Genomic DNA, 18,929 nt, shown 5'->3' on the forward strand with positions numbered 1-18,929 from the left:
TGCATCACATCCTTGGAGGTTATCGCTGGCCCCGTTCAGAACGATATCGGCATCGCCCGCAAAGCGCGTTCTCAACCTAAGGACAACGAAGTCAGAGGCTCACCAACGGAAGCACAGGTGATGGCGCTCTCAGCGCTCAGCAATCGCTCAACCGTGCCGTGCCCGCCGCAAGATCTACTGTCAGACGCCCCGTTTCCATCATCGTCTCGACCGCGTTATCCACCATGTCATGAAGCGGACCGCTTCGATCGAGGTAGTTATCCGCCGTGCCGCCGATCTCAGCGGCGATAAGCTCGGCCAGGCGCCGTTCCGAGGCGGACTGATCCGAGATATCGATCGAGCAACCTGTCTTTCTGAGACCGGCATCGACGGCGGCAATTACCTCGTTCTCGCTGGGCGCTGCCTGAGTGACTGCAGGGATGGTCAGAAGTGGCAGTACAAGAACAAATCGTTTCATTAAATGAGCCTTTCCAAAGAGATAATTACGCCGCACCCTAAGCTACGATCGTGCCTCTGCGTCAATGCAAAAGGCCGCGCCATGCCGCGACTGTATCCGCAAATCCGAAGAGGATCAGCAAGGTCAGATTAAAGACCGCAGAGACCGCGACGATGGCAAGCACTCCGCCAAGCCAGGCTTGCGGGATGACGCGCATCAGGCCGCCTGACACCAAGCCCATCAGCACGAATCAGACCAGCAGCCCGAGATAGCGGAACTCTTCGGCAAACATCGATAGATACAGAAAGGCGGGATCGGTCCGCATCGAGCCACTAACGAAGGACCGTGCAAACGGTGCCGGTATTGGAGGGTGGGATAGACCTCAAAGGATCGGCAAAGGCATCAAAGTCGGTATAGACGAAGCGACAGATCCACAATTGCGGCGCTTCCCCCTCGAGCCGGATATAGATTAGTGGCGATCCTTGCATCGCACCGGTTGCCTCGACGACGCCGCCTTGGGCAATCAGATCTCCGACGGTGCGCGTCCCGGTCTCGGGCAAGCCCTGCGCAAGGGCTATGCCGGACCACGCCGTCAGCAACAGTACGAGGACTGCCACCCTGTTCATCGCTCAGAAGAAACGCCGCATGAAGACCAGTACAAGGGCTACAATAGCCCCGATCGCGGCTGCCTTGACGAGCTTGTTCCTCCCGCGCGCGCCCCAAGCCGCGGCAGCCCCGGCGATCGCGCCAACCAACACGATCCAAAGGTCAATTGTGATAGTCACCCCGAACTAGCGATCGATTTCGCCGAACACGATGTCGAGCGTTCCAATGATGGCCGAGACATCCGCCAACTGGTGCCCCTTGCACATGTGATCCATCGCCTGCAGGTGCAGATACCCGGGCGCCCGCAGCTTCACGCGGTAGGGCTGGTTCGTCCCGTCAGCGACAAGGAACACGCCAAACTCTCCCTTCGGTGCTTCGACGGCGGCGTAAACCTCGCCCTCGGGCACGCGGAAGCCTTCGGTATAGAGCTTGAAGTGATGGATCAGGGCTTCCATCGACGTCTTCATCTCGGCCCGTTTCGGCGGGGTCATCTTGCCACGCGCCAGAACATCGCCGGGTGTTTCGCGCAATTTGGCGCAGGCCTGCTTGATGATCTTGATAGATTCCCGCATCTCGGCCATCCGAACAAGGTAGCGATCGTAGCAGTCACCGTTCTTACCGACCGGTATCTGGAAGTCGAACTCGTCGTAACACTCATAGGGCTGCGCCCGCCGCAGATCCCAGGCCAGGCCACTGCCGCGCACCATCACGCCTGAGAACCCCCAATCAAGGATCTCTTCCTCGGACACGATCCCGATATCGGCGTTGCGCTGCTTGAAGATCCGATTCTCGGTCAGAAGCCCCTCGATATCATCGAGCACCTGCGGAAATTCGTCGGCCCATTGGTCGATATCCTCGACCAGCTCGGGCGGCAGATCCTGATGAACGCCGCCCGGGCGGAAGTAATTCGCGTGGAGCCGCGCGCCGCAGGCCCGCTCGTAGAAGACCATCAGCTTCTCGCGCTCTTCGAACCCCCACAGAGGCGGGGTCAGCGCGCCTACATCCATCGCCTGCGTCGTGACGTTCAGGATGTGGCTCAAAACACGCCCGATCTCGCAGAAGAGGACCCGGATAAGCTGCGCGCGGCGCGGCACTTCGGTTTCTGTCAGCCGCTCGATCGCCAGGCAGAAGGCATGCTCCTGGTTCATCGGCGCGACGTAATCGAGTCGGTCGAGATAAGGGAGGTTCTGGAGATAGGTCCGGCTCTCCATTAGCTTCTCAGTCCCGCGGTGAAGCAGGCCGATATGCGGATCGCAGCGCTCCACGATCTCGCCATCGAGTTCCAGCACCAGACGCAGCACACCGTGGGCCGCCGGGTGCTGCGGGCCGAAATTGATGTTGAAATTCCGGATCTGCTGCTCGCCTGTCAGCGCGTCGTCGAATTTCGCCCCATCCATCATCGTCACTTACCTTTCAGGTTCAACCGGTCCGAAAACGCCATCAGCCAGAGCAACCCGACCGCGAGGATCGGAAAGATCGCCATGATTGCCGCGTAGGGTGGAATACCGTGGCGCGGCAGCAATATCCAGAAGGGCGGAATCACAAGGACCGCGTAAATCACCAGATAGAGTAGCATTACACCATCTCCATATGCCGCGCCCATGCGTCCGGTAGCCGCCCGAAGCGCTCTTCGGCCCACCTGTAATGTGGCGCGAGGAAAGTCGCTACCGCCCGGCGTCTGTCGGAGGGGATCTCGACTGCAGGTCCTACGTTGATCTGACGGTCCGGTCCCGGCTGGTCTGGCAGGCCCAGAAAGGTGCAGATCGCAGCCCGTCCCGGACCATCCCAGATGTCCTCGGTAAAGACGATCAGTCGCCGCCCTTCCGGAACGACAGCTTCGAGCCGAGCGGTGATCGCGGCGTAGTTACCGCGGTTTGCGATATGGGTTTCTCCCCCGCGCATGACCCGATTAAGGATGCGCTCTGCCCGCTCCTCCAATGGCTCGTCGCCGCCGCGCCGTTCGGCGAGCATCCGGGCATGGCTCCAGAGCCGCGCGACAGGATCGCGAAGCAGCAAAAGGAACCGCACGTCCGAGGCGGACTGCGCCATCTCCTTCAAGCCTTCGGACGGTAAGAGGCCATAGGCTGGCGTGATATCGGCGACCACCTTGGCCTCCCCCGACTGCGCCATAAGGAAATCGCGGTAGGGGCCGTGATCCGACCGACGATCCTCGAGAACCGCGATCAATTCCCCCATCTCGTCGATCTGACGGTCGAGATTGGCGACCTGCCAGGGCCGCCCCCCCGCCAGAGCATCGGCTCGCCGTACGTGAAACTGTGCGATCTGGCGGCGGAACGTCTTGACCTGCCTCGCCTGAGGCTTCGCATCGAACGTATTCCAGTAATGAAGCTCCTTGATCGCCGGCAGGCAGCAATCTTCGCGGTCATGAAGGTAGCGGTAGAGCCAGGACGTCCCCGCTTTCGCAGCTCCGACCCCGTAAAGAAGAACCGGCCCAGACAATGAGCCTAGCCCTTGGCCTCCGACTTCTCGTCGCCCGGCAGGATGTATTCGGCACCCTCCCATGGGCTCATGAAGTCGAACTGCCGGTATTCCTGCACCAGTTTCACCGGCTCATAGACCACGCGCTTGAGCCCCTCGTCATAGCGGACCTCGGTATAGCCCGTTGTCGGGAAATCCTTGCGCAACGGATAGCCGCGGAAACCGTAATCAGTGAGGATCCGCCGCAGATCCGGATGGCCCGAAAATATCAGGCCGAACATGTCGAAGACCTCGCGTTCGAACCAGTTGGCCGACGGATGCACCTCGATGATCGAGGGCACCATGTCCTCCTCGCGCACTTGCACCCGCAGGCGGATACGCTGGTTCTGGTACATGCTCAGGAAATGATAGATCACGTCGAACCGCTTGGCCCGCGCAGGATAGTCGACCGCCGTGATGTCGATCAGCGTCGAGAACTGGCAGGCGCTGTCGGTCTTCAGAAACTCCACCAGCCCGCGTAGGGAGGACAGCGCCACATCGACCGTTAGCTCGCCATGGGACACGCCCCACGAAAGCACGCAATCGGGCCGCTTCACCTCGATATGCGCGCCAAGCTCTTCCAGCGCTTCTATCACCTCGTCGGCCATACTCATCTCTCCCCTAGCGAACGATCGTGCCGGTTCGGCGGATCTTCCGCTGCAATTGCAGGATCCCGTACAATAGTGCCTCCGCCGTCGGCGGGCATCCGGGCACGTAGATATCGACCGGTACGATCCGATCGCAGCCGCGCACGACGGAATAGCTGTAATGGTAATAGCCGCCACCATTGGCGCAGGACCCCATCGAGATCACGTAGCGCGGCTCGGGCATCTGATCGTAGACCTTACGTAGGGCGGGCGCCATCTTGTTGGTCAGCGTGCCCGCCACGATCATCAAGTCCGATTGCCGGGGGGAAGCGCGGGGCGCCGTCCCGAACCGCTCAAGGTCATAGCGCGGCATGGAGGTATGCATCATCTCGACCGCGCAACAGGCCAGCCCGAAGGTCATCCAGTGCAGAGACCCTGTCCGCGCCCAGTTGATCACATCCTCGGTCGAGGTCAGCAGGAACCCCTTGTCCTGCAGCTCCTTGTTCAAGGTCTGCGTCGAAACCTCGCGATCGAACCCGGCAGTGTTCGGCCCGGTCATAACGCTCATACTGCACCCTTTCGATGGCCACCTGCCTCACCTAATGCTGTGCGCGAAAAGGGTCAACGTGTCGCCCGGTCGCGTCAGCCTTGGATCGAAAATGGGGACCGCACCATTGATGGTTGGAAGTCATAGGTTAGAAACAAGGCTCATGAACAACGGCATTGCCTTCATTCTGGCCTTCACTGCGGCGGCTTTACCCGTTCACGCACAAGACACCACGCCACCCGGAACCGTATCCCAGACGGGCAGCGCGAACTACGTGGCTTGCATGTATGCGGTCGAGGATGCCGACGACCAGTTCCGGAACACGCTTCAGTCCACCTGTCTCGAACGCATGGGAAACCTCTGCGTGGGACGCAGCACACGCACCCTGCCGTCACAAGCGATCGATTGCATTCACTTCGAAGTCCGACGAAGCGTCGACTTCCTGCAAGTGGCCGTCGCAGACCTCCCGCAGAACGTCGAAGCGAAAGGTTTCTTCGGTCACGGATACCCCGAACGGCGGTCGGAGCTGCTGGCGAAGATAGAGGACCTGCAAGGCCGGGAAAGGCCGGAAAGCCTTGACGACGCCGGCCAGCAAGCCGTCGCAATGGCCTCAGCGGTATGGACACTTTTCTGGCTGGCACGAGAAACGGAGACCCCGCTCGGACCACATATTCTGTCCACTCTCGGCGCGCAGTAAAGAACCTCCTTTGAAGCTTGCACCGGTCATGTCCCGAATGAGGGCGAGGCAGTGCTGCGTAGCCACCCTGCCACGGCCTCCGGTCCACAATCGACAGCCCCCTAGGTTTTGCCCCGTTCCCGGTCTATCCCCGAAAGAAAAACGAACGAGGTCAAACGATGTCGCGCAGGACCCTTTGCATCCTTTCGTCCTTCCTGTTTCTCGCCAACTGCGACGCCGGTATCGGCAGCCGCACAGTCGTCGAGCGAACGGGACCGGACGAGTTGCTGAAGCTGCGGGCAGGTCCCGGTCTTGGATATCGCATCATCATGGGGCTGCCCGACGGAACGGAGCTTAACGTGCGCGACTGCGTGACCGAGATCGGGCAACTATGGTGCCGAGTATCGGTTGCTGACGCACCGCAAATAAAGGGCTACGTCTCCGCCGACTATCTGTCGGACATCTGATTTTGGCGTGATGCCATCGGGCTTAGGTGCAAAGTCCTGACAGAAACGTCTCGCAGATGAGAAAAATAGCTTCAGGGATAGGCCCGCGCGGCCTCCCCCATCACTCCCACTCGAGCGCGCCTTTCTTCCACTCATAAGCGAAGCCGATCGTCAGAACCGCGAGGAAGACCATCATCGACCAGAACGCGACCATCGAGATGTCGCCGAACGCCGCCGCCCAGGGGAAGAGGAACGCGACCTCGAGGTCGAAGATGATGAAGAGGATCGAGACGAGGTAGAAGCGCACGTCGAACTTCATCCGCGCGTCGTCGAAGGCGTTGAAGCCGCATTCGTAGGCCGAGACCTTTTCGGGGTCCGGATTGCGCACGGCGAGGACGACGGCTGCCAGGATCAGCACCAGTCCCAGCGCGATGGCCAGACCCAGGAAAATCATGATCGGCAGATAATCCCGCAGCAACTCTTCCATGATGCCTCTCCGCTTGCCTCCCTTGCGTCCTAGGCCGCAAGCGCGGCGGGGTCAACGCGGTCGCGGCATCATACCGCGACGGCGAGCCAGCCCAGATAGCCTGCATATAGCACCATCATCGCTATTCCTGCACCCCGGCTGATGCGGCCCACCATAGCCGACAGGGCCAGCAGCGCCCCTGCGGCGGCCAGCATGACGGCTATGTCGCGCAGACCGACCGCTCCACCGCCGCCCACCGGGGCGATCAGCGCGGTGATGCCGAGGACGCCCAGGATGTTGAAGATGTTCGAGCCGACGACGTTGCCAATCGCCATGTCAGCCGCACCGCGCCGCGCGGCGATGATCGAGGCGGTGAGTTCGGGCAGCGACGTGCCGATCGCAACGATCGTCAGACCGATCACCGCCTCTGGCACGCCCAGCGATCCCGCGAGACCGACCGCACCGATCACGAGGGCCCGCGCACCGGCGATCAGAAGCACAAATCCAGCAGCCAGCTTCCAGACCGGTGCCGAAGGTTCGGAGGCGATTCCGACACTTCCATCCGTTCGGCGGGCCGTGGCGAAGAGATAGACGGCGAGCGTGGCCACAAGTCCCAATCCGGCGAGCCGCCCCAGCCCTTCGGTCAGGATGAGCGCTGCGGCACCAATTGAAACCGCCAGCATGACAAGGCCGTCCCACCGGATCCCCCGCCATGGCGCGGCGACGGGCGCAAGAGCCGCGGCGGCGCCGAGGATCAGTAGGATGTTCGCGATATTCGACCCCACCACGTTGCCGACCGCAATCCCAGGTGAACCAGCCAAGGCCGCCTGGACCGACGTCACGAGTTCGGGCATCGAGGTGCCGAAACCGACGACGGTCAGCCCGATCACCATCGGCGACACGCCCCAACGCCGGGCCAGGCCCACCGCACCAGAGACCAGCCAGTCGCCGCCAAGCATCAGGCCGGCGAAACCGATAACTATGAGGATGATATCCACGCGGATCTCCGACGGCTCTGGTTGCCGAGGGCCGTCCGAGAGCCGAGAGACCGCGCCGTCCACCGAAATGGGAAATACCGGGCGGTCGGACAAGGGGTGTTGGCAGGCTCGGCGCCCTGTCGCCGCTGTCTTTGACGAACCGACCCGGCCCTAGACGAACTGTTCCCGGATCAGCCGCTCTTCCAGGCCATGGCCCGGGTCGAAAAGCAGGCGGTGGGTGATCGCAGGCTCGCTGCGGATCTCGGCCCATGCAACGTCGCGGACGGAGCGCTTGCTGTCAGCATCAGCCATGACGGGGCGTTTCCGGGGCGACAAAACCTCCAGCCGCACGACGGCGCCCATGGGTAGCAAGGCTCCGCGCCATCGCCGGGGTCTGAAGGCGGCCATCGCCGTCAGGGCCAGCACGTCGGCACCGATCGGCAAGATCGGACCGTGGGCGGAGTAGTTGTAGGCGGTAGATCCTGCAGGCGTCGCCACCAATGCACCGTCGCAGACAAGCTCCGGCATCCGCTCCTTCCCGTCGATGAGAATGCGCAGCTTGGCCGCCTGTGGGCCGGACCGCAGCAAGCTGACCTCGTTGATCGAAAGAGCCTCGCAGCGCTCGCCGCCTACCGTCTCGGCCACCATCCGCAGGGGGTGGATGACGGCCTCTTCCGCCTCGGCAAGGCGGTCGAGCAGATCATCTTCGGCATATTCGTTCATCAGGAAACCGACCGTCCCGCGGTTCATCCCGTAGGTCGGTATATCCAGATGCTGGGTGCCGTGCAGTGTTTGCAACATGAACCCATCCCCGCCCAGCGCAACGACCACATCAGCATCTTCCAGGTCGACGTCGCCATAGCGGTCCGCCAGCTCGCGGCGCGCCTTTTGCGCGATGTCGACCTCGCTGGCCAGAAACGCGATCTTCTTCCTGGCCATGGGCGCCTTTCGTCACGGGTCGGTTCCCATGGACTGTCGCCCGCGCCTTTCGGAAACGCAAGCATCTGGAAAACGGCGCTTTGCCGCCTTTTCCCGACGCGCTCGCTGGCGTAAAGACCCCCATCCCTTGCGCCCGAAGGAGAGCTGCCATGAACGCCCCGCACCGCGACGACCGCTTCTTTTCCGAGAAACTCGCCACCCGCGACCCCGAGATCGCCGAGGCAATGGAGAAGGAGCTGCACCGCCAGCAGACCGAGATCGAGCTGATCGCCTCGGAAAACATCGTCTCTGCCGCGGTGATGGAGGCGCAGGGCGGTGTAATGACCAACAAGTATGCGGAGGGCTATCCGGGCCGCCGCTACTATGGCGGTTGTGACTATGTCGACATTGCCGAGACGCTGGCCATCGAGCGGGCGAAAGAGCTGTTCGCGTGTGGTTTCGCCAATGTTCAGCCCAATTCGGGCAGCCAGGCGAACCAGGGGGTGTTCACGGCGCTGCTCCAGCCGGGCGACACGATCCTGGGGATGAGCCTCGATGCGGGCGGGCATCTGACCCATGGCGCCAAGCCGAACCAGTCGGGCAAGTGGTTCAATGCAGTCCAGTATGGCGTGCGGCGCGAGGATGCGCAGATCGACTACGATCAGATCGCCGCGCTGACGGCGGAGCATCAGCCGAAGATGATCATCGCGGGGGGCTCGGCCATCCCGCGCCATATCGACTTTGCGCGGATCCGTGAGATTGCCGATACGGTTGGCGCCTATCTCCTTGCAGATGTTGCACATTTTGCGGGTTTGATCGCCGCGGGCGTCTATCCGTCGCCCTTCCCGCACGCCCACGTCGTCACGACCACGACCCATAAAACCCTGCGCGGCCCGCGTGGCGGGATGATCCTGACCGATGACGAAGCAATCGCGAAAAAGGTGAATTCGGCGATCTTCCCCGGCATCCAGGGCGGTCCCCTGATGCATGTCATCGCCGCCAAGGCCGTGGCCTTTCGTGAGGCGCTGCAGCCGAACTTCAAGCTCTATCAGGAACAGGTGGTCAAGAATGCCCAGGCGTTGGCCGAAGAACTGATGAAGGGCGGCCTGGACATCGTCACGGGCGGCACGGATTGCCATGTGATGCTTGTCGACCTTCGCCCGAAGGGGGTGAAGGGCAACGCGACGGAAGAGGCTCTGGGCCGCGCCAACATCACCTGCAACAAGAACGGCATCCCCTTCGACCCAGAGAAGCCTATGGTCACATCGGGCATCCGCCTCGGCTCGCCCGCCGGGACGACCCGCGGCTTCGCGGAAGACGAGTTCCGCCAGATCGCCCGCTGGATCGTCGAGGTCACCGACGGCCTCGCCGCAAATGGCCCGGACGGCAACGGCACAGTCGAAGCCAAGGTGAAAGCCGAGGTCGAAGCGCTCTGCGCCAAGTTCCCGATCTATCCCGACCTCTGATCGGCGCCGCAAAGCGCGCGCATCTCCTCCAGCCCCTCCTTCACGGTCGTGAAGTGCGGGGCCATGCGCGCTTTGGCAGAACTGCAGATCGCGTCCTTGACCGGTTCGTGCAACGCCGCGAACCCAACCTTGAGGTCCTTTTCCTCGAGATTGTTGAAGAGACGGTTAATCATCCGAACGCCGCTGGCATCGACTTCGTTGACCGCGCGCATATCGAGGACCAGACACTCGGCATCCTTCGCCTGCGCGAGGATATCCAGAATTTGCGTTTCGCAGTGGCCCACATTGCCGAAATAGATCGAGCGGTCGATGCGGATGACGATGACCGGCGTCGTATCCTCCGTCACCTCGTCGCGATCGGTCGAGCGGAAGACGTCATCCTCCCCATCGGCGGCGCCCACGCGAGTGACGCGGGGCAGGCTGGAAAACCAGAGGAAGGTCAGGACCCCGGCCGCCGCGCCTGCGACGAGGCCCCATTGCACGCCAAGCAGGATCGTCGCGAGGAACGCCACCGCAATCACCCCGCCCTCGACCTTGCGGTGCTGCCAGACGGCCTTGATCTCGGTCACCTTCACGAGGCCGAAGACCGCACTGATGACAAGGGCAGCGAGTGCCGTTGCAGGCAGCATGGAAAGGGCCGGTCCCCCGAAAAGCATGACCGGGACGACGATGGCTCCCGCAACGGCTGTGGCGAGCGGCGAGCGGGCGCCGGTATCGAAAACGAGCGCCGAGCGGCTGAGGCTGACGCCCGCGGCATAGCCGCCAGTGAAGCCCGCGGCGACGTTGGCCGCGCCGACGGCAAGCGCCTCTCTGTCGGTATCCAGCGGTCTGCGGCGGCGGCTTGAGAGCGACTTGGCGACCGCCGTTCCAGTGACGAATACGATGACGGCGATGACCGCGCTCGACCCCAGAAGGGAAAGCCAGGGTGCAGGGTCAAGGGGCGGGAGCGTGAGCGTGAAGACCTGACCTTCCGGCGCATCGACCGTCGCGACGTCGGGCGCATAGAGCGCGGCGAAGGCGGCAACCGAGATGACCAGAAGCGGGACGCTCTTGACGAGGGCGAGCCGGAAGGGAGGCCGGATGCCGAGGCGCCAAAGGCCCGCCGCGCAGTAGCGGTCTGCCAGCAGCAGAGAGGCGAGGACGGCCGCCCCGATCAAGACAGTCGGCAGATGGATCGCGCCCGCCGACCAGAGCGCCTGGACGGCGCCCGGCAGGGTTCCGGAACGGGGGACGTCAAGGCCCAGAAACGGGGGGATCTGGCTGACCGCGATCAGGATCGCGGCGCCAGCGGTGAAGCCCAGCAGCGCCGGTTCGCTCACGAAGTTGACCAGACGCCCGAGGCGAAAAATACCGAGCAGAAGCAGGACGATACCGACTTCGATCGCGATGATCGCTGCGGCCTCGGGCGGGGGCAAATCGCTTTGCCCGATCGCGTCGGCGACGAGAAGCGAAGCGAGCGCGACCGGTCCGACCGAGACGAAGGCGCTTTGCCCCAGAAGCGCGTAGAGGAGTGGCGGGATGATTGCCGTGTAAAGGCCCATCTGCGGCGGCAGGCCCGCCAGCAGCGCATAGGCCATCGCCTGCGGGATCAGCAGGATCGCAAGGATCGCACCCGCCAGCGCGTCGCTACCGAAAGACTTTGCGCTATAGCCCTTCGTCCAAAGCGGAAGATAATCCGTCATGCTGGCCAAGTATGACGGTGCGTCCGCTTGGCAACGCTTTGTTTTTGCGAAACTAACCTGGACGAAGCCCCACGCCTCGGCGTCAACCCCGATGGATCAGCGTGTCGAAGAGCTTCGGATCGAGGCTTTCCGCATCGAACGTGTCGCCTTCGGTCAGGACGCTAACGGCGTCGTGGGAATGCAGACTTTCCTGATGGCTCGCCACCACGCGGAAGTCGCCGATGCGCGGCTCGGCGAGGAGCTGTTCGCAGAACGACCGGGCCGCGTCCTCGACGAAGATCGGGTTGGCGGCGTTGAGTTCAGCGAAGGCCTGTTCGTCCTCGCGCTTGACCATCACCTGGGTCTCGGTCGGAACGGCGCGGCGGTAGAGCTCGATGAGGTCCTCGAACCAGAGGCAGGTCGCGTCGTGATCGAGTTCGACAGAGATGCGCGCGACTGACCGCTGCGAATGGGGGGTGGCGAGCTGGCCGCGGACCTGACGGGCATGTTCGGAAAGCTCGAGCGAACAGGGGCAGGTCGAGGAATAGACATAGTCCAAATGGATGATTTTCTTGCGAATTCCGTCGCGATCCACGACCTCGAGCGCGATGTTGTAATACTGGTAGCCCTCAAGGCCGGAGCGGAGGCTTTGCACCTTCATCGGGAAGGAAAACGCCATCTGGATGCGGGCATCGAAGCTTTCGAGATCGGCCTTGTAGTCGTCGAGTGCCGCCTCGATCACCTCGAAAGAGAACGTCTCTTCCGCGCGGCGGTAGAAGGTCCGCATGATACGCGACATGTTGATGCCCTTCGTCTCGGCATCCAAAGATACGGTGCCGGTGACGGAGGTCTCGAGCGTCAGGTCGCCGTTGTCGCGGGTGTGGAACCGGATGGGGAGGCGGAAGTTCGAGATGCCGACATGCTGGATCTGCTGCCTGGCGCCGCGGATCAGCGACGCAGGGCCGTTCTGCAGGTCGGGCATGGAGGCCTTGTAGTCCTCATCAACCACGAAGGCGTCGGGGTAAGCTCTTGCGAGGGCTGGATAATTCGACACCTCCCGGCCCGGCAGCAGGCGGGAGACCATGGGGTCGAGCGTCGCGACCTCTTCCGGGGTGACGCCACCGGCCCAGTGGCGCAACAGCGCAAGGGCATTCGCGGCCTCTTCCCGGGTGGGCTCGCGGTCGAAATCCGTTGTGTGCAGGTTCATGGCCGTCCCTCTCCCCCCTGTCGCGGAGCTCACATATGGGGCGTTTTCACCCCATTTCCATAGATTATGCCGGTAATACGCCGCAGGCTGCTGACCGGACCTGTCAGCAGCGCCACAGAGGTAAACGGGGTCTGAGCGGTGCGGACGGCGGGGTTTTCGACGGCAACGGCCGTGAGCGGCGAATCGGGCTGGATTTGCTGGTTAACGAGGGAAAACGGGGATGCGGCATTCGGTCGGTATCTGGTCGGCATCACGTCGGAGGGGCGGGCGCAACTGACCCGGGTTAATGGGGCGTGCGGTGAATTGCGGCCGCAACGGGCGGAATCAATGAGGATCTCAGGGAAATCATTGTTCGAAACACGTACAAAATGGACTGCTTAATCTGAGGACACTATTTTCCGCTTACCTCGCTTCAGCCAAGCAAAACCGTTGCAGACCGGCGATTTTTGATCCAAGCTGAACGTCGCTTTCGTTGAAGTCATCATGATATGTCATTAGTCAATCTGCAGAGCACCGGGCTGGAGCTTCGTCAAGTCGGGCCTGTGCCACCACTTAACGACGCTGTCGCTGATGCATCGGTGCCGATCCCGTTAGAACCGATCCTTTTTTCTGACGAGTCCATTGGAACTTATGCCATACTGGACAATGGACGGTTCAACGGCACTCTTCCTGACCTATGCGATGCCGAGGGGCTTCGTGCGGTTTGCCTGTTTCAAGGACAGGTTGGAAGAAATCTGGCAGATGTTGCGCCCTGGATCGTCCAACTTCTTCCCGGAAGCTCCCTGACCCGCAACCTTTGGACTCACGTGCCGGGCAAAGAGGCACCTTGGCATTTCTGGAATCGCAAGCCAGGGATTTACGTCACCGGGCCAGTGTCCTTTGACGAAATGCGAACGCATTTCCGAAAACTGAGCCGGTGGAAGGATGACGATGGCAAGGCATTCTTCCTTCGTTTTTGGGAAGCTGCTCCCATGCTCGAATACTTCCGCTGGGTCGCAGATCCGAAACAAGCAGCTCATACCTGGTTCCAGACAGCAAGCGGCGAGCGCATCGAGTATTTGCTGCCTGTCTACGGTTACGCTTACCATTGCCTGGCTTCAGAACAGTCGCTGTCGGGGAGCCCAGTCAAAGCGCGCGCCCAGACACCCCTTTCCAGTCGTGACAAGGATGCGCTTTATGAAGGAATCCTGCGTGACCGGGCGTCCTATGTGGTTTGGGGGCTTCACACGCGCAATCCAGACGCGTTGGCTGGACGTGACCCCGAAGACGCTATTCAGCAAGCTATCGGAACGATCCGGAAACTGCGCGCCTATGGTGTGACGTCTGGCCCCGATGTCGCCCGTCTTGTTCGTTGGGAGCTTCTCCTGGGGCGGCATGTCGAGGATTTCGGACCAGATGGGCATGTCGCCCGCATCCTGCGGTCCGACCTGCGCGACAGCCGCAAAGTGAGTTTGATAGAAGAACAGTTTGAAGCAGCCTTTAGCGGCCCTGCCGGAGCCCTGGTTTCATGAGCAATTACACGATCGAAGCAGGCGACAGCCTGGGTGCACTGGCCCGCGAATGGAGCGTGCCGTTAGCCGATATACTTGAAGCCAATCCGCAGATTACGGATCCCGGCATGATCCGTGAAGGACAGGTCATTCAGCGGCCGGAAGATGGATCAGCTGCGGCCGAGGCCGAGGCGAATGCAGAAGACATACCGCCAGACCAAACTTGTAACTGCCAAGGTCCGGTTTTCTTGCATTTCGATGGCAGTGTGATCCGGCTTTACGAAGTGAATCCAAAGCTCTGGCCTGCATTGGAGGCGGCGGCAGCAAATTATACGACGTTTCTAAACTGGATTAACGGGAATAAGACGTCAACAGAAGTGACGCTTCGCCTGTCTGAGGATGCGATGGCTGGGATCCCCAATCATAATTCGCGAGAATACGAACATACGTCAAATCGCGGGCCCACACCTCACGGATCCTGGCGGCTGGATTTCAATCATTGGCGCGCCTCAGATCCGGATCCCAACGACGGACGTGTCGAGTATGACAGTCGTGGCAAGTTCACCCACCATAACAGAGATCTCGCCGATCGTGATCGGGTGGCCGTCAATAACTGGAACGAGACAGCGGACTATGGCTCAGGTGGCTGGGCAATCACCAATATCCATCTGCCTACAGGTCTCGGTGGACGATCGGGTTTCGTTTTTCACGAAGACGCAAACGCGAATGGATCGGCAGGGTGTATCGTGGTCGGCTACAGGCAGATCATTCCGTTTTACAACATCGTCTATCCCACGGTGACCATGGGCTTCGAAACAGTCTATCTTCTTGTGGAGAATTACGAGCACGGTCGGCAAACGCCCAGTTGGACGCGTCACGGCACATCGGAGGATGAGTTTTGAAACCACAGGCTTTGATACTGGTGCCCTTCCTCGCCACTGGTGCCGGAGCGGGAGGCAATGACGACCTGTCGAAGCTCTACGCCGGGCTGGAAGATGAGCAATCGGCCTGCTTTGCCGCGACCGCAGAGCCCGACGGGCTCCAGACAACCATAGCAGACTTGGTTTTTGCGCTGACAAAGAGCGTTGAAAGCCCCAATGGAACATCTGCCGGCGAAGGTTTTACTTTCGAGTTGGGCCTAGGCCTGTCGGGACAACCTGATGGGTACGTTATCTACGGTTGCTGCACGCAGGAAGGCTATTGTGGCACAGGAGAAACCTGTGGAGATCAGCCAATTTTCGCGGCCCCGATCGCCGACGGTCTGCGCATTGACCTTTCAGCTTACCCCAGGAACGGGCCGACCACTGTCACCGTGCCGGTTGATCAGCGACTTACCCTCGGGCCCGAGGATCGAGTTTTTGAGTTAGCTGCAGTTTCCTGCCCCGCCCCGTAAAACACCCGGTATATTCGTGCCTCCTGCGATCGATGTTTCGCGACGGGTCCTTGAGGTTCATAGGCAGCCTTACGTCAATGCGCTTTGCAGATCTGCCAGCAAATCCCCCGCATCCTCTAGCCCGCAGCTGATGCGGATGAGGCCGGGGGTGATGCCAAGGGCGTCTTTCTGTTCGTCAGGCAGGCGCTGGTGGGTCGTCGTGGCCGGGTGGGTGACGATGCTTTTGGCGTCGCCGAGATTATTGGAGATCGTGAAGATCTTCAGCGCGTTGAGGGTGCGGAAGGCGGTCTCTTTGGAGCCGACGTCGATGGAGAGGACGGTGCCGCCGCTGCCCATCTGGGTCATCGTAAGCGCGTGCTGGGGGTGGTCTGGCAGGCCGGGATAGATGGTGCGGGTCCGGGAGGCGAGGGCCTCGGCCAGGGTCCGGGCCGTGGCGGCCTGGGCGCGGACGCGGAGGCTCATGGTCTCGAGCCCCTTGAGGAGCATCCAGGCGGTGAAGGGGCTCATCGCGGCGCCGGTATGCTTGAGGTAGGGCTCGACGGTCTTGCGGATGTAGTCGGTCGTCCCGAGGATGACACCGCCGAGCGCCCTGCCCTGCCCATCGATATGCTTGGTCGCGGAATAGACGACGACGTCTGCGCCCTGGGCGATGGCGTTCGAGAAGACGGGCGTCGCGAAGACGTTGTCGACGATCACCATCGCGCCGTGTGCGTGGGCGAGGTCGGAGACAGCGGCGATGTCGATCACCTCGAGCGCGGGGTTGGAGAGGCTTTCGAAGAAGACGGCCTTGGTGTCGGGGCGGATCGCAGCCTCCCAGGCCGAGAGGTCGGTGCCGTCGACGAAGGTGACCTCGACCCCGAAGCGGGGGAGGATTTCCTCGAGGATATAGAGGCAGGACCCGAAGAGCGCGCGCGCCGACACCACGTGATCGCCCGCCTTGAGCATCGACATCAGCGCGCCGTTGACCGCGGCCATGCCGGAAGCGGTGGCGAAGGCATCCTCGGCCCCTTCGATGGCGGCGATGCGGTCCTCGAACATGGCGACGGTGGGGTTGCCGTAGCGGGCATAGATGAACTCGTCGGGGCCGGATTGCAGGAAGCGCGCCTCGGCGGCCTCGGCTGTGTCGTAGACGAAGCCCTGGGTGAGGAAGATTGCCTCGCTGACCTCGCCGTATTGCGAGCGGCGGATGCCGGTATGGACGGCCTTCGTCTGTTTCGACCAGTCGGTCATTCGGGTGCCTCCCGGCATCAAAAAACCCCGGAGCGCAAAGAGGCACCGGGGCTGACCCCGACCTCTTTAGCGGTATGTTTAACGTGGCCCGCAATCCGGTCACAAATCGCCACATCAGCGGATTAGCCGGGGCGCGCGTGGTGGTCAAGCAACGCGCGGTGCGATGTCATGTTGTTGATACGTTGCCGTCATCGTCCTGAGACATGCGCGGCCTACGCGCGACACCAACATCTGGTGGTTCGGATCATGACACTGATCAACATCAGCGCCGAAGACGGAAAGCCGGGGGACGCCGCGCGTGCCGCATCCGCGGAGGGGCCGGTGATCGTGATGATCCACGGGTTCAAGTATGCGCCGGGCCATCCGCACTCCTGCCCGCACGATCTGCTGCTGTCGCTCGATCCGCGGACCGGGGCAGAGCGCGTTGTCAGCTGGCCGCGGCGGCTGGGCTTTGGGCGCCCGGGCGATGCGGGGACGGCCGTGGCCTTCGGGTGGAACGGGCGAGGCACTCTGGGGCAAGCATATCTGCGGGCGGGCGTGGCAGGAGAGCGGCTGGCGGCGGAGATCGCGGCCTTGAAGGAGGCGCAGCCGGAGCGGCCCGTTCATATCTTTGCCCACTCGCTGGGCGCGCGGGTGGCCCTGTCGGCGCTTGGCCATCTTAACCGGGGCGCGGTCGACCGGATGATCCTGCTGACCGGGGCCGAGTTCCGCGACCGGGCGGCGGAGGCGCTGGAGACGCCCGCCGGGCGGAGTGCGGAGGTCTTCAACGTCACCAGCCGCGAGAACGACCTGTTCGACCTGATGGCCGAGCGGGTGCTGTCGCCCTTGAACATCTGGCGGCGGACGCTGGGCCACGGGCTGGCCGAGGAGCGGCCGAACTGGGTCGATATCGAGATCGACCATCCGGGCACCGCCGCGGCCCTGCGCGACTTCGGCTATCCCATCGCCCCGCCCGCGCAGCGGATCTGCCATTGGTCGGTCTATCTGCGCCCCGGCCTTTTTCCGTTCTATCAGGCGCTTCTGCGGCGACCCGAGCAGCTGCCCCTGAGGGTGCTGCGCGCCGCCCTTCCCGGCGCCCAGCAGCGGCGGTGGACACGACTTCTTGCACCGCCCGCCCCCTTGCCGTTCGCGCGAAAGACGCCATCCTGACCGCCAGAACATTCTGACGGGAGGGCCCCATGGCCATCGAACTTTACTACTGGCCCACGCCGAATGGCTGGAAGATCACCATCGCGCTGGAAGAGATGGGGCTGCCCTATAACCTGCATCTGATCGATATCGGCAAGGGAGAGCAGTTCGCGCCCGACTTCCTGAAGATCGCGCCGAACAACCGGATGCCAGCCATCGTCGATCCGGAGGGTCCGGACGGGGCGCCGATTTCGATTTTCGAGTCAGGCGCGATCCTGCAATATCTGGCCCGCAAAACCGGCCGCTTCGGCGGCGCGACGGAACGGGACCGGATCGCCGTCGACCAGTGGCTGATGTGGCAGATGGGCGGCCTTGGCCCGATGGCGGGCCAAGCACATCATTTCCTGAAATACGCGCCCGCGATGGATCCACCGAACGACCTGCCCTACGCGAAGGACCGATATAGGGGCGAGGTGGCGCGGCTCTATGGTGTGCTCGACCGGCAATTGGCGGATCACGAGTATGTGGCAGGCGCGGAGTTCACCATTGCCGATATGGCGATCTGGCCCTGGGCGTCGCTCTGGGAAGGCCAGCAGCAGAGCCTCGACGACAAGCCGAACATGGCCCGCTGGCTTGATCTGGTCGGCGCGCGGGACGGCGTGCAGCGCGGGCGTGCCATTGCTGCCGAGAAGCGATCGAATATCGAAAGCGACCGCAAGGCGCAGAGCGTGTTGTTCGGCAAGCGCGCGTAGCTTCAACCGATTCTTAAGGATCGGCAGGCCAGTCTGAACCGGTAGCGACCAGTTCGGAGTGTTGGTTATGAGGTTCCGGTCTCGCCGGTATGTATGCCGGTTCGATGTCGAGATGACTGTGTCGGAGGGGGTGCGCGACGCCTGCATCCTCGACGTGACGGAGAAGGGCGCGCGGGCCGAGGGGCTTGCCGGCCTGACAAAGGGCGAGGCCGTTCGGTTCGAGGTGCTGGGGCAGCCCGTCGCGGCCCGGGTGGCGTGGCGCCGCGGGGAGGTCACGGGACTGATCTTCGATGCGCCCATCACGCCGCGGCAGCTCGATACGGTGCGCAAGCCGGCCTTCTCGGGAAACGCGCGCGGGCGCGGAAAAATGAGCCGGCATGTGCACAGCTTTCGGGAGATCGCTTGAAGAGGGGGTCGGCTGGTCCCAGCGCTCTCCATACAAAGAAGCGGGACCTCCGAGAAAAC

The 18,929-nt window shown here is 62.4% G+C and carries 23 protein-coding genes and 1 riboswitch; of the genes, 9 read left to right on the forward strand and 14 right to left on the reverse strand.

What is annotated here, in order from left to right; translation table 11 throughout:
• Window positions 1-136: 136 nt before the first annotated feature.
• From AADZ90_RS14050 to AADZ90_RS14085, 8 genes are all read right to left on the reverse strand, one after another.
• The gene (locus tag AADZ90_RS14050; protein WP_367310895.1) at window positions 137-457 is read right to left on the reverse strand and encodes a hypothetical protein; all 321 of its coding nucleotides are present in this window, start codon (window positions 455-457) and stop codon (window positions 137-139) included.
• A 61-nt stretch (window positions 458-518) separates the two neighbouring features.
• The gene (locus AADZ90_RS14055) at window positions 519-677 is read right to left on the reverse strand and encodes a hypothetical protein (protein WP_411997047.1); all 159 of its coding nucleotides are present in this window, start codon (window positions 675-677) and stop codon (window positions 519-521) included.
• A gap of 91 nt (window positions 678-768) precedes the next feature.
• Window positions 769-1,053, reverse strand: coding sequence for a hypothetical protein (locus tag AADZ90_RS14060; RefSeq protein WP_411997048.1), 285 nt, complete (start codon window positions 1,051-1,053; stop codon window positions 769-771).
• 174 nt (window positions 1,054-1,227) lie between these two features.
• The gene (locus AADZ90_RS14065; protein ID WP_367310892.1) at window positions 1,228-2,439 is read right to left on the reverse strand and encodes an NADH-quinone oxidoreductase subunit D; all 1,212 of its coding nucleotides are present in this window, start codon (window positions 2,437-2,439) and stop codon (window positions 1,228-1,230) included.
• A 5-nt stretch (window positions 2,440-2,444) separates the two neighbouring features.
• Window positions 2,445-2,618 (reverse strand): hypothetical protein, encoded by a 174-nt coding sequence (locus AADZ90_RS14070; RefSeq protein WP_367310891.1) that lies wholly within the window; start codon window positions 2,616-2,618, stop codon window positions 2,445-2,447.
• A complete protein-coding gene (locus AADZ90_RS14075; RefSeq protein ID WP_367310890.1) occupies window positions 2,618-3,502 on the reverse strand; it encodes a sulfotransferase family protein in 885 nt (294 codons plus the stop codon). The genes AADZ90_RS14070 and AADZ90_RS14075 overlap by 1 nt, the downstream gene beginning before the upstream one ends.
• 5 nt (window positions 3,503-3,507) lie before the next feature.
• Entirely contained in the window at window positions 3,508-4,116 is a 609-nt protein-coding gene (locus tag AADZ90_RS14080; RefSeq protein ID WP_367310952.1) for an NADH-quinone oxidoreductase subunit C, read from the reverse strand.
• A 25-nt stretch (window positions 4,117-4,141) separates the two neighbouring features.
• On the reverse strand, window positions 4,142-4,675 hold the full coding sequence (locus tag AADZ90_RS14085) for a NuoB/complex I 20 kDa subunit family protein (RefSeq protein ID WP_367310889.1): 534 nt from the start codon (window positions 4,673-4,675) through the stop codon (window positions 4,142-4,144).
• Window positions 4,676-4,817: 142 nt separating this feature from the next.
• Between AADZ90_RS14085 and AADZ90_RS14090 the strand changes: the two genes are divergently transcribed.
• Window positions 4,818-5,351 carry a hypothetical protein gene (locus AADZ90_RS14090; RefSeq protein ID WP_367310888.1) on the forward strand — a complete coding sequence of 178 codons (534 nt, stop codon included), beginning with the start codon at window positions 4,818-4,820 and terminating at the stop codon, window positions 5,349-5,351.
• A 158-nt stretch (window positions 5,352-5,509) separates the two neighbouring features.
• The gene (locus AADZ90_RS14095) at window positions 5,510-5,797 is read left to right on the forward strand and encodes an SH3 domain-containing protein (protein ID WP_367310887.1); all 288 of its coding nucleotides are present in this window, start codon (window positions 5,510-5,512) and stop codon (window positions 5,795-5,797) included.
• 100 nt (window positions 5,798-5,897) lie between these two features.
• Here the strand turns inward: AADZ90_RS14095 and AADZ90_RS14100 are convergent, their stop codons facing one another.
• From AADZ90_RS14100 to AADZ90_RS14110, 3 genes are all read right to left on the reverse strand, one after another.
• Window positions 5,898-6,263 carry an NADH-quinone oxidoreductase subunit A gene (locus tag AADZ90_RS14100; protein ID WP_367310886.1) on the reverse strand — a complete coding sequence of 122 codons (366 nt, stop codon included), beginning with the start codon at window positions 6,261-6,263 and terminating at the stop codon, window positions 5,898-5,900.
• A gap of 68 nt (window positions 6,264-6,331) precedes the next feature.
• Window positions 6,332-7,240 carry a calcium/sodium antiporter gene (locus AADZ90_RS14105; RefSeq protein WP_367310885.1) on the reverse strand — a complete coding sequence of 303 codons (909 nt, stop codon included), beginning with the start codon at window positions 7,238-7,240 and terminating at the stop codon, window positions 6,332-6,334.
• A gap of 150 nt (window positions 7,241-7,390) precedes the next feature.
• On the reverse strand, window positions 7,391-8,158 hold the full coding sequence (locus AADZ90_RS14110; RefSeq protein WP_367310884.1) for an NAD kinase: 768 nt from the start codon (window positions 8,156-8,158) through the stop codon (window positions 7,391-7,393).
• A 149-nt stretch (window positions 8,159-8,307) separates the two neighbouring features.
• Here AADZ90_RS14110 and glyA point away from each other — a divergent pair, with 149 nt between their 5' ends.
• Window positions 8,308-9,603 (forward strand): serine hydroxymethyltransferase, encoded by a 1,296-nt coding sequence (glyA, locus tag AADZ90_RS14115; RefSeq protein WP_367310883.1) that lies wholly within the window; start codon window positions 8,308-8,310, stop codon window positions 9,601-9,603.
• On the opposite strand, the gene AADZ90_RS14120 is transcribed toward glyA, so the two are convergent.
• On the reverse strand, window positions 9,588-11,285 hold the full coding sequence (locus tag AADZ90_RS14120) for a SulP family inorganic anion transporter (protein WP_367310882.1): 1,698 nt from the start codon (window positions 11,283-11,285) through the stop codon (window positions 9,588-9,590). The genes glyA and AADZ90_RS14120 overlap by 16 nt on opposite strands.
• A gap of 82 nt (window positions 11,286-11,367) precedes the next feature.
• Window positions 11,368-12,471, reverse strand: coding sequence for a GTP cyclohydrolase FolE2 (gene folE2, locus AADZ90_RS14125; protein ID WP_367310881.1), 1,104 nt, complete (start codon window positions 12,469-12,471; stop codon window positions 11,368-11,370).
• 488 nt (window positions 12,472-12,959) lie between these two features.
• Here folE2 and AADZ90_RS14130 point away from each other — a divergent pair, with 488 nt between their 5' ends.
• The 3 genes from AADZ90_RS14130 to AADZ90_RS14140 are packed head-to-tail and all read left to right on the forward strand — an operon-like array spanning window position 12,960 to window position 15,354.
• Complete coding sequence (locus AADZ90_RS14130; RefSeq protein ID WP_367310880.1) at window positions 12,960-13,982, forward strand: DUF4123 domain-containing protein; 1,023 nt, start codon at window positions 12,960-12,962, stop codon at window positions 13,980-13,982.
• Window positions 13,979-14,863 (forward strand): LysM peptidoglycan-binding domain-containing protein, encoded by an 885-nt coding sequence (locus AADZ90_RS14135; RefSeq protein ID WP_367310879.1) that lies wholly within the window; start codon window positions 13,979-13,981, stop codon window positions 14,861-14,863. The genes AADZ90_RS14130 and AADZ90_RS14135 overlap by 4 nt, the downstream gene beginning before the upstream one ends.
• Window positions 14,860-15,354 (forward strand): hypothetical protein, encoded by a 495-nt coding sequence (locus tag AADZ90_RS14140; RefSeq protein WP_367310878.1) that lies wholly within the window; start codon window positions 14,860-14,862, stop codon window positions 15,352-15,354. The genes AADZ90_RS14135 and AADZ90_RS14140 overlap by 4 nt, the downstream gene beginning before the upstream one ends.
• 69 nt (window positions 15,355-15,423) lie before the next feature.
• On the opposite strand, the gene metZ is transcribed toward AADZ90_RS14140, so the two are convergent.
• Complete coding sequence (metZ, locus tag AADZ90_RS14145; RefSeq protein ID WP_367310877.1) at window positions 15,424-16,584, reverse strand: O-succinylhomoserine sulfhydrylase; 1,161 nt, start codon at window positions 16,582-16,584, stop codon at window positions 15,424-15,426.
• 45 nt (window positions 16,585-16,629) lie between these two features.
• A riboswitch (SAM riboswitch) is annotated at window positions 16,630-16,707 on the reverse strand.
• A gap of 123 nt (window positions 16,708-16,830) precedes the next feature.
• Here metZ and AADZ90_RS14150 point away from each other — a divergent pair.
• From AADZ90_RS14150 to AADZ90_RS14160, 3 genes are all read left to right on the forward strand, one after another.
• Window positions 16,831-17,733 carry an alpha/beta fold hydrolase gene (locus tag AADZ90_RS14150; RefSeq protein ID WP_367310876.1) on the forward strand — a complete coding sequence of 301 codons (903 nt, stop codon included), beginning with the start codon at window positions 16,831-16,833 and terminating at the stop codon, window positions 17,731-17,733.
• Window positions 17,734-17,762: 29 nt separating this feature from the next.
• Entirely contained in the window at window positions 17,763-18,464 is a 702-nt protein-coding gene (locus AADZ90_RS14155; protein ID WP_367310875.1) for a glutathione S-transferase N-terminal domain-containing protein, read from the forward strand.
• 67 nt (window positions 18,465-18,531) lie between these two features.
• Window positions 18,532-18,870, forward strand: a complete 339-nt coding sequence (locus AADZ90_RS14160) for a hypothetical protein (protein ID WP_367310874.1) — start codon at window positions 18,532-18,534, stop codon at window positions 18,868-18,870.
• The last annotated feature ends 59 nt before the right edge of the window (window positions 18,871-18,929 follow it).

The organism is Aestuariibius violaceus (assembly GCF_040779325.2).
In the GTDB taxonomy this organism is placed as follows: Bacteria; Pseudomonadota; Alphaproteobacteria; order Rhodobacterales; family Rhodobacteraceae; genus Aestuariibius; species Aestuariibius violaceus.

Bases quoted from the DNA above. Each gene is read 5' to 3' on its own strand.
- AADZ90_RS14050 (WP_367310895.1), bottom strand. From the start codon at position 457: ATGAAACGATTTGTTCTTGTACTGCCACTTCTGACCATCCCTGCAGTC.
- AADZ90_RS14055 (WP_411997047.1), bottom strand. From the start codon at position 677: ATGGGCTTGGTGTCAGGCGGCCTGATGCGCGTCATCCCGCAAGCCTGG.
- AADZ90_RS14065 (WP_367310892.1), bottom strand. From the start codon at position 2,439: ATGGATGGGGCGAAATTCGACGACGCGCTGACAGGCGAGCAGCAGATC.
- AADZ90_RS14070 (WP_367310891.1), bottom strand. From the start codon at position 2,618: ATGCTACTCTATCTGGTGATTTACGCGGTCCTTGTGATTCCGCCCTTC.
- AADZ90_RS14085 (WP_367310889.1), bottom strand. From the start codon at position 4,675: ATGAGCGTTATGACCGGGCCGAACACTGCCGGGTTCGATCGCGAGGTT.
- AADZ90_RS14090 (WP_367310888.1), top strand. From the start codon at position 4,818: ATGAACAACGGCATTGCCTTCATTCTGGCCTTCACTGCGGCGGCTTTA.
- AADZ90_RS14095 (WP_367310887.1), top strand. From the start codon at position 5,510: ATGTCGCGCAGGACCCTTTGCATCCTTTCGTCCTTCCTGTTTCTCGCC.
- AADZ90_RS14100 (WP_367310886.1), bottom strand. From the start codon at position 6,263: ATGGAAGAGTTGCTGCGGGATTATCTGCCGATCATGATTTTCCTGGGT.
- AADZ90_RS14110 (WP_367310884.1), bottom strand. From the start codon at position 8,158: ATGGCCAGGAAGAAGATCGCGTTTCTGGCCAGCGAGGTCGACATCGCG.
- glyA (WP_367310883.1), top strand. From the start codon at position 8,308: ATGAACGCCCCGCACCGCGACGACCGCTTCTTTTCCGAGAAACTCGCC.
- AADZ90_RS14120 (WP_367310882.1), bottom strand. From the start codon at position 11,285: ATGACGGATTATCTTCCGCTTTGGACGAAGGGCTATAGCGCAAAGTCT.
- folE2 (WP_367310881.1), bottom strand. From the start codon at position 12,471: ATGAACCTGCACACAACGGATTTCGACCGCGAGCCCACCCGGGAAGAG.
- AADZ90_RS14130 (WP_367310880.1), top strand. From the start codon at position 12,960: ATGTCATTAGTCAATCTGCAGAGCACCGGGCTGGAGCTTCGTCAAGTC.
- AADZ90_RS14135 (WP_367310879.1), top strand. From the start codon at position 13,979: ATGAGCAATTACACGATCGAAGCAGGCGACAGCCTGGGTGCACTGGCC.
- metZ (WP_367310877.1), bottom strand. From the start codon at position 16,584: ATGACCGACTGGTCGAAACAGACGAAGGCCGTCCATACCGGCATCCGC.
- AADZ90_RS14150 (WP_367310876.1), top strand. From the start codon at position 16,831: ATGACACTGATCAACATCAGCGCCGAAGACGGAAAGCCGGGGGACGCC.
- AADZ90_RS14155 (WP_367310875.1), top strand. From the start codon at position 17,763: ATGGCCATCGAACTTTACTACTGGCCCACGCCGAATGGCTGGAAGATC.
- AADZ90_RS14160 (WP_367310874.1), top strand. From the start codon at position 18,532: ATGAGGTTCCGGTCTCGCCGGTATGTATGCCGGTTCGATGTCGAGATG.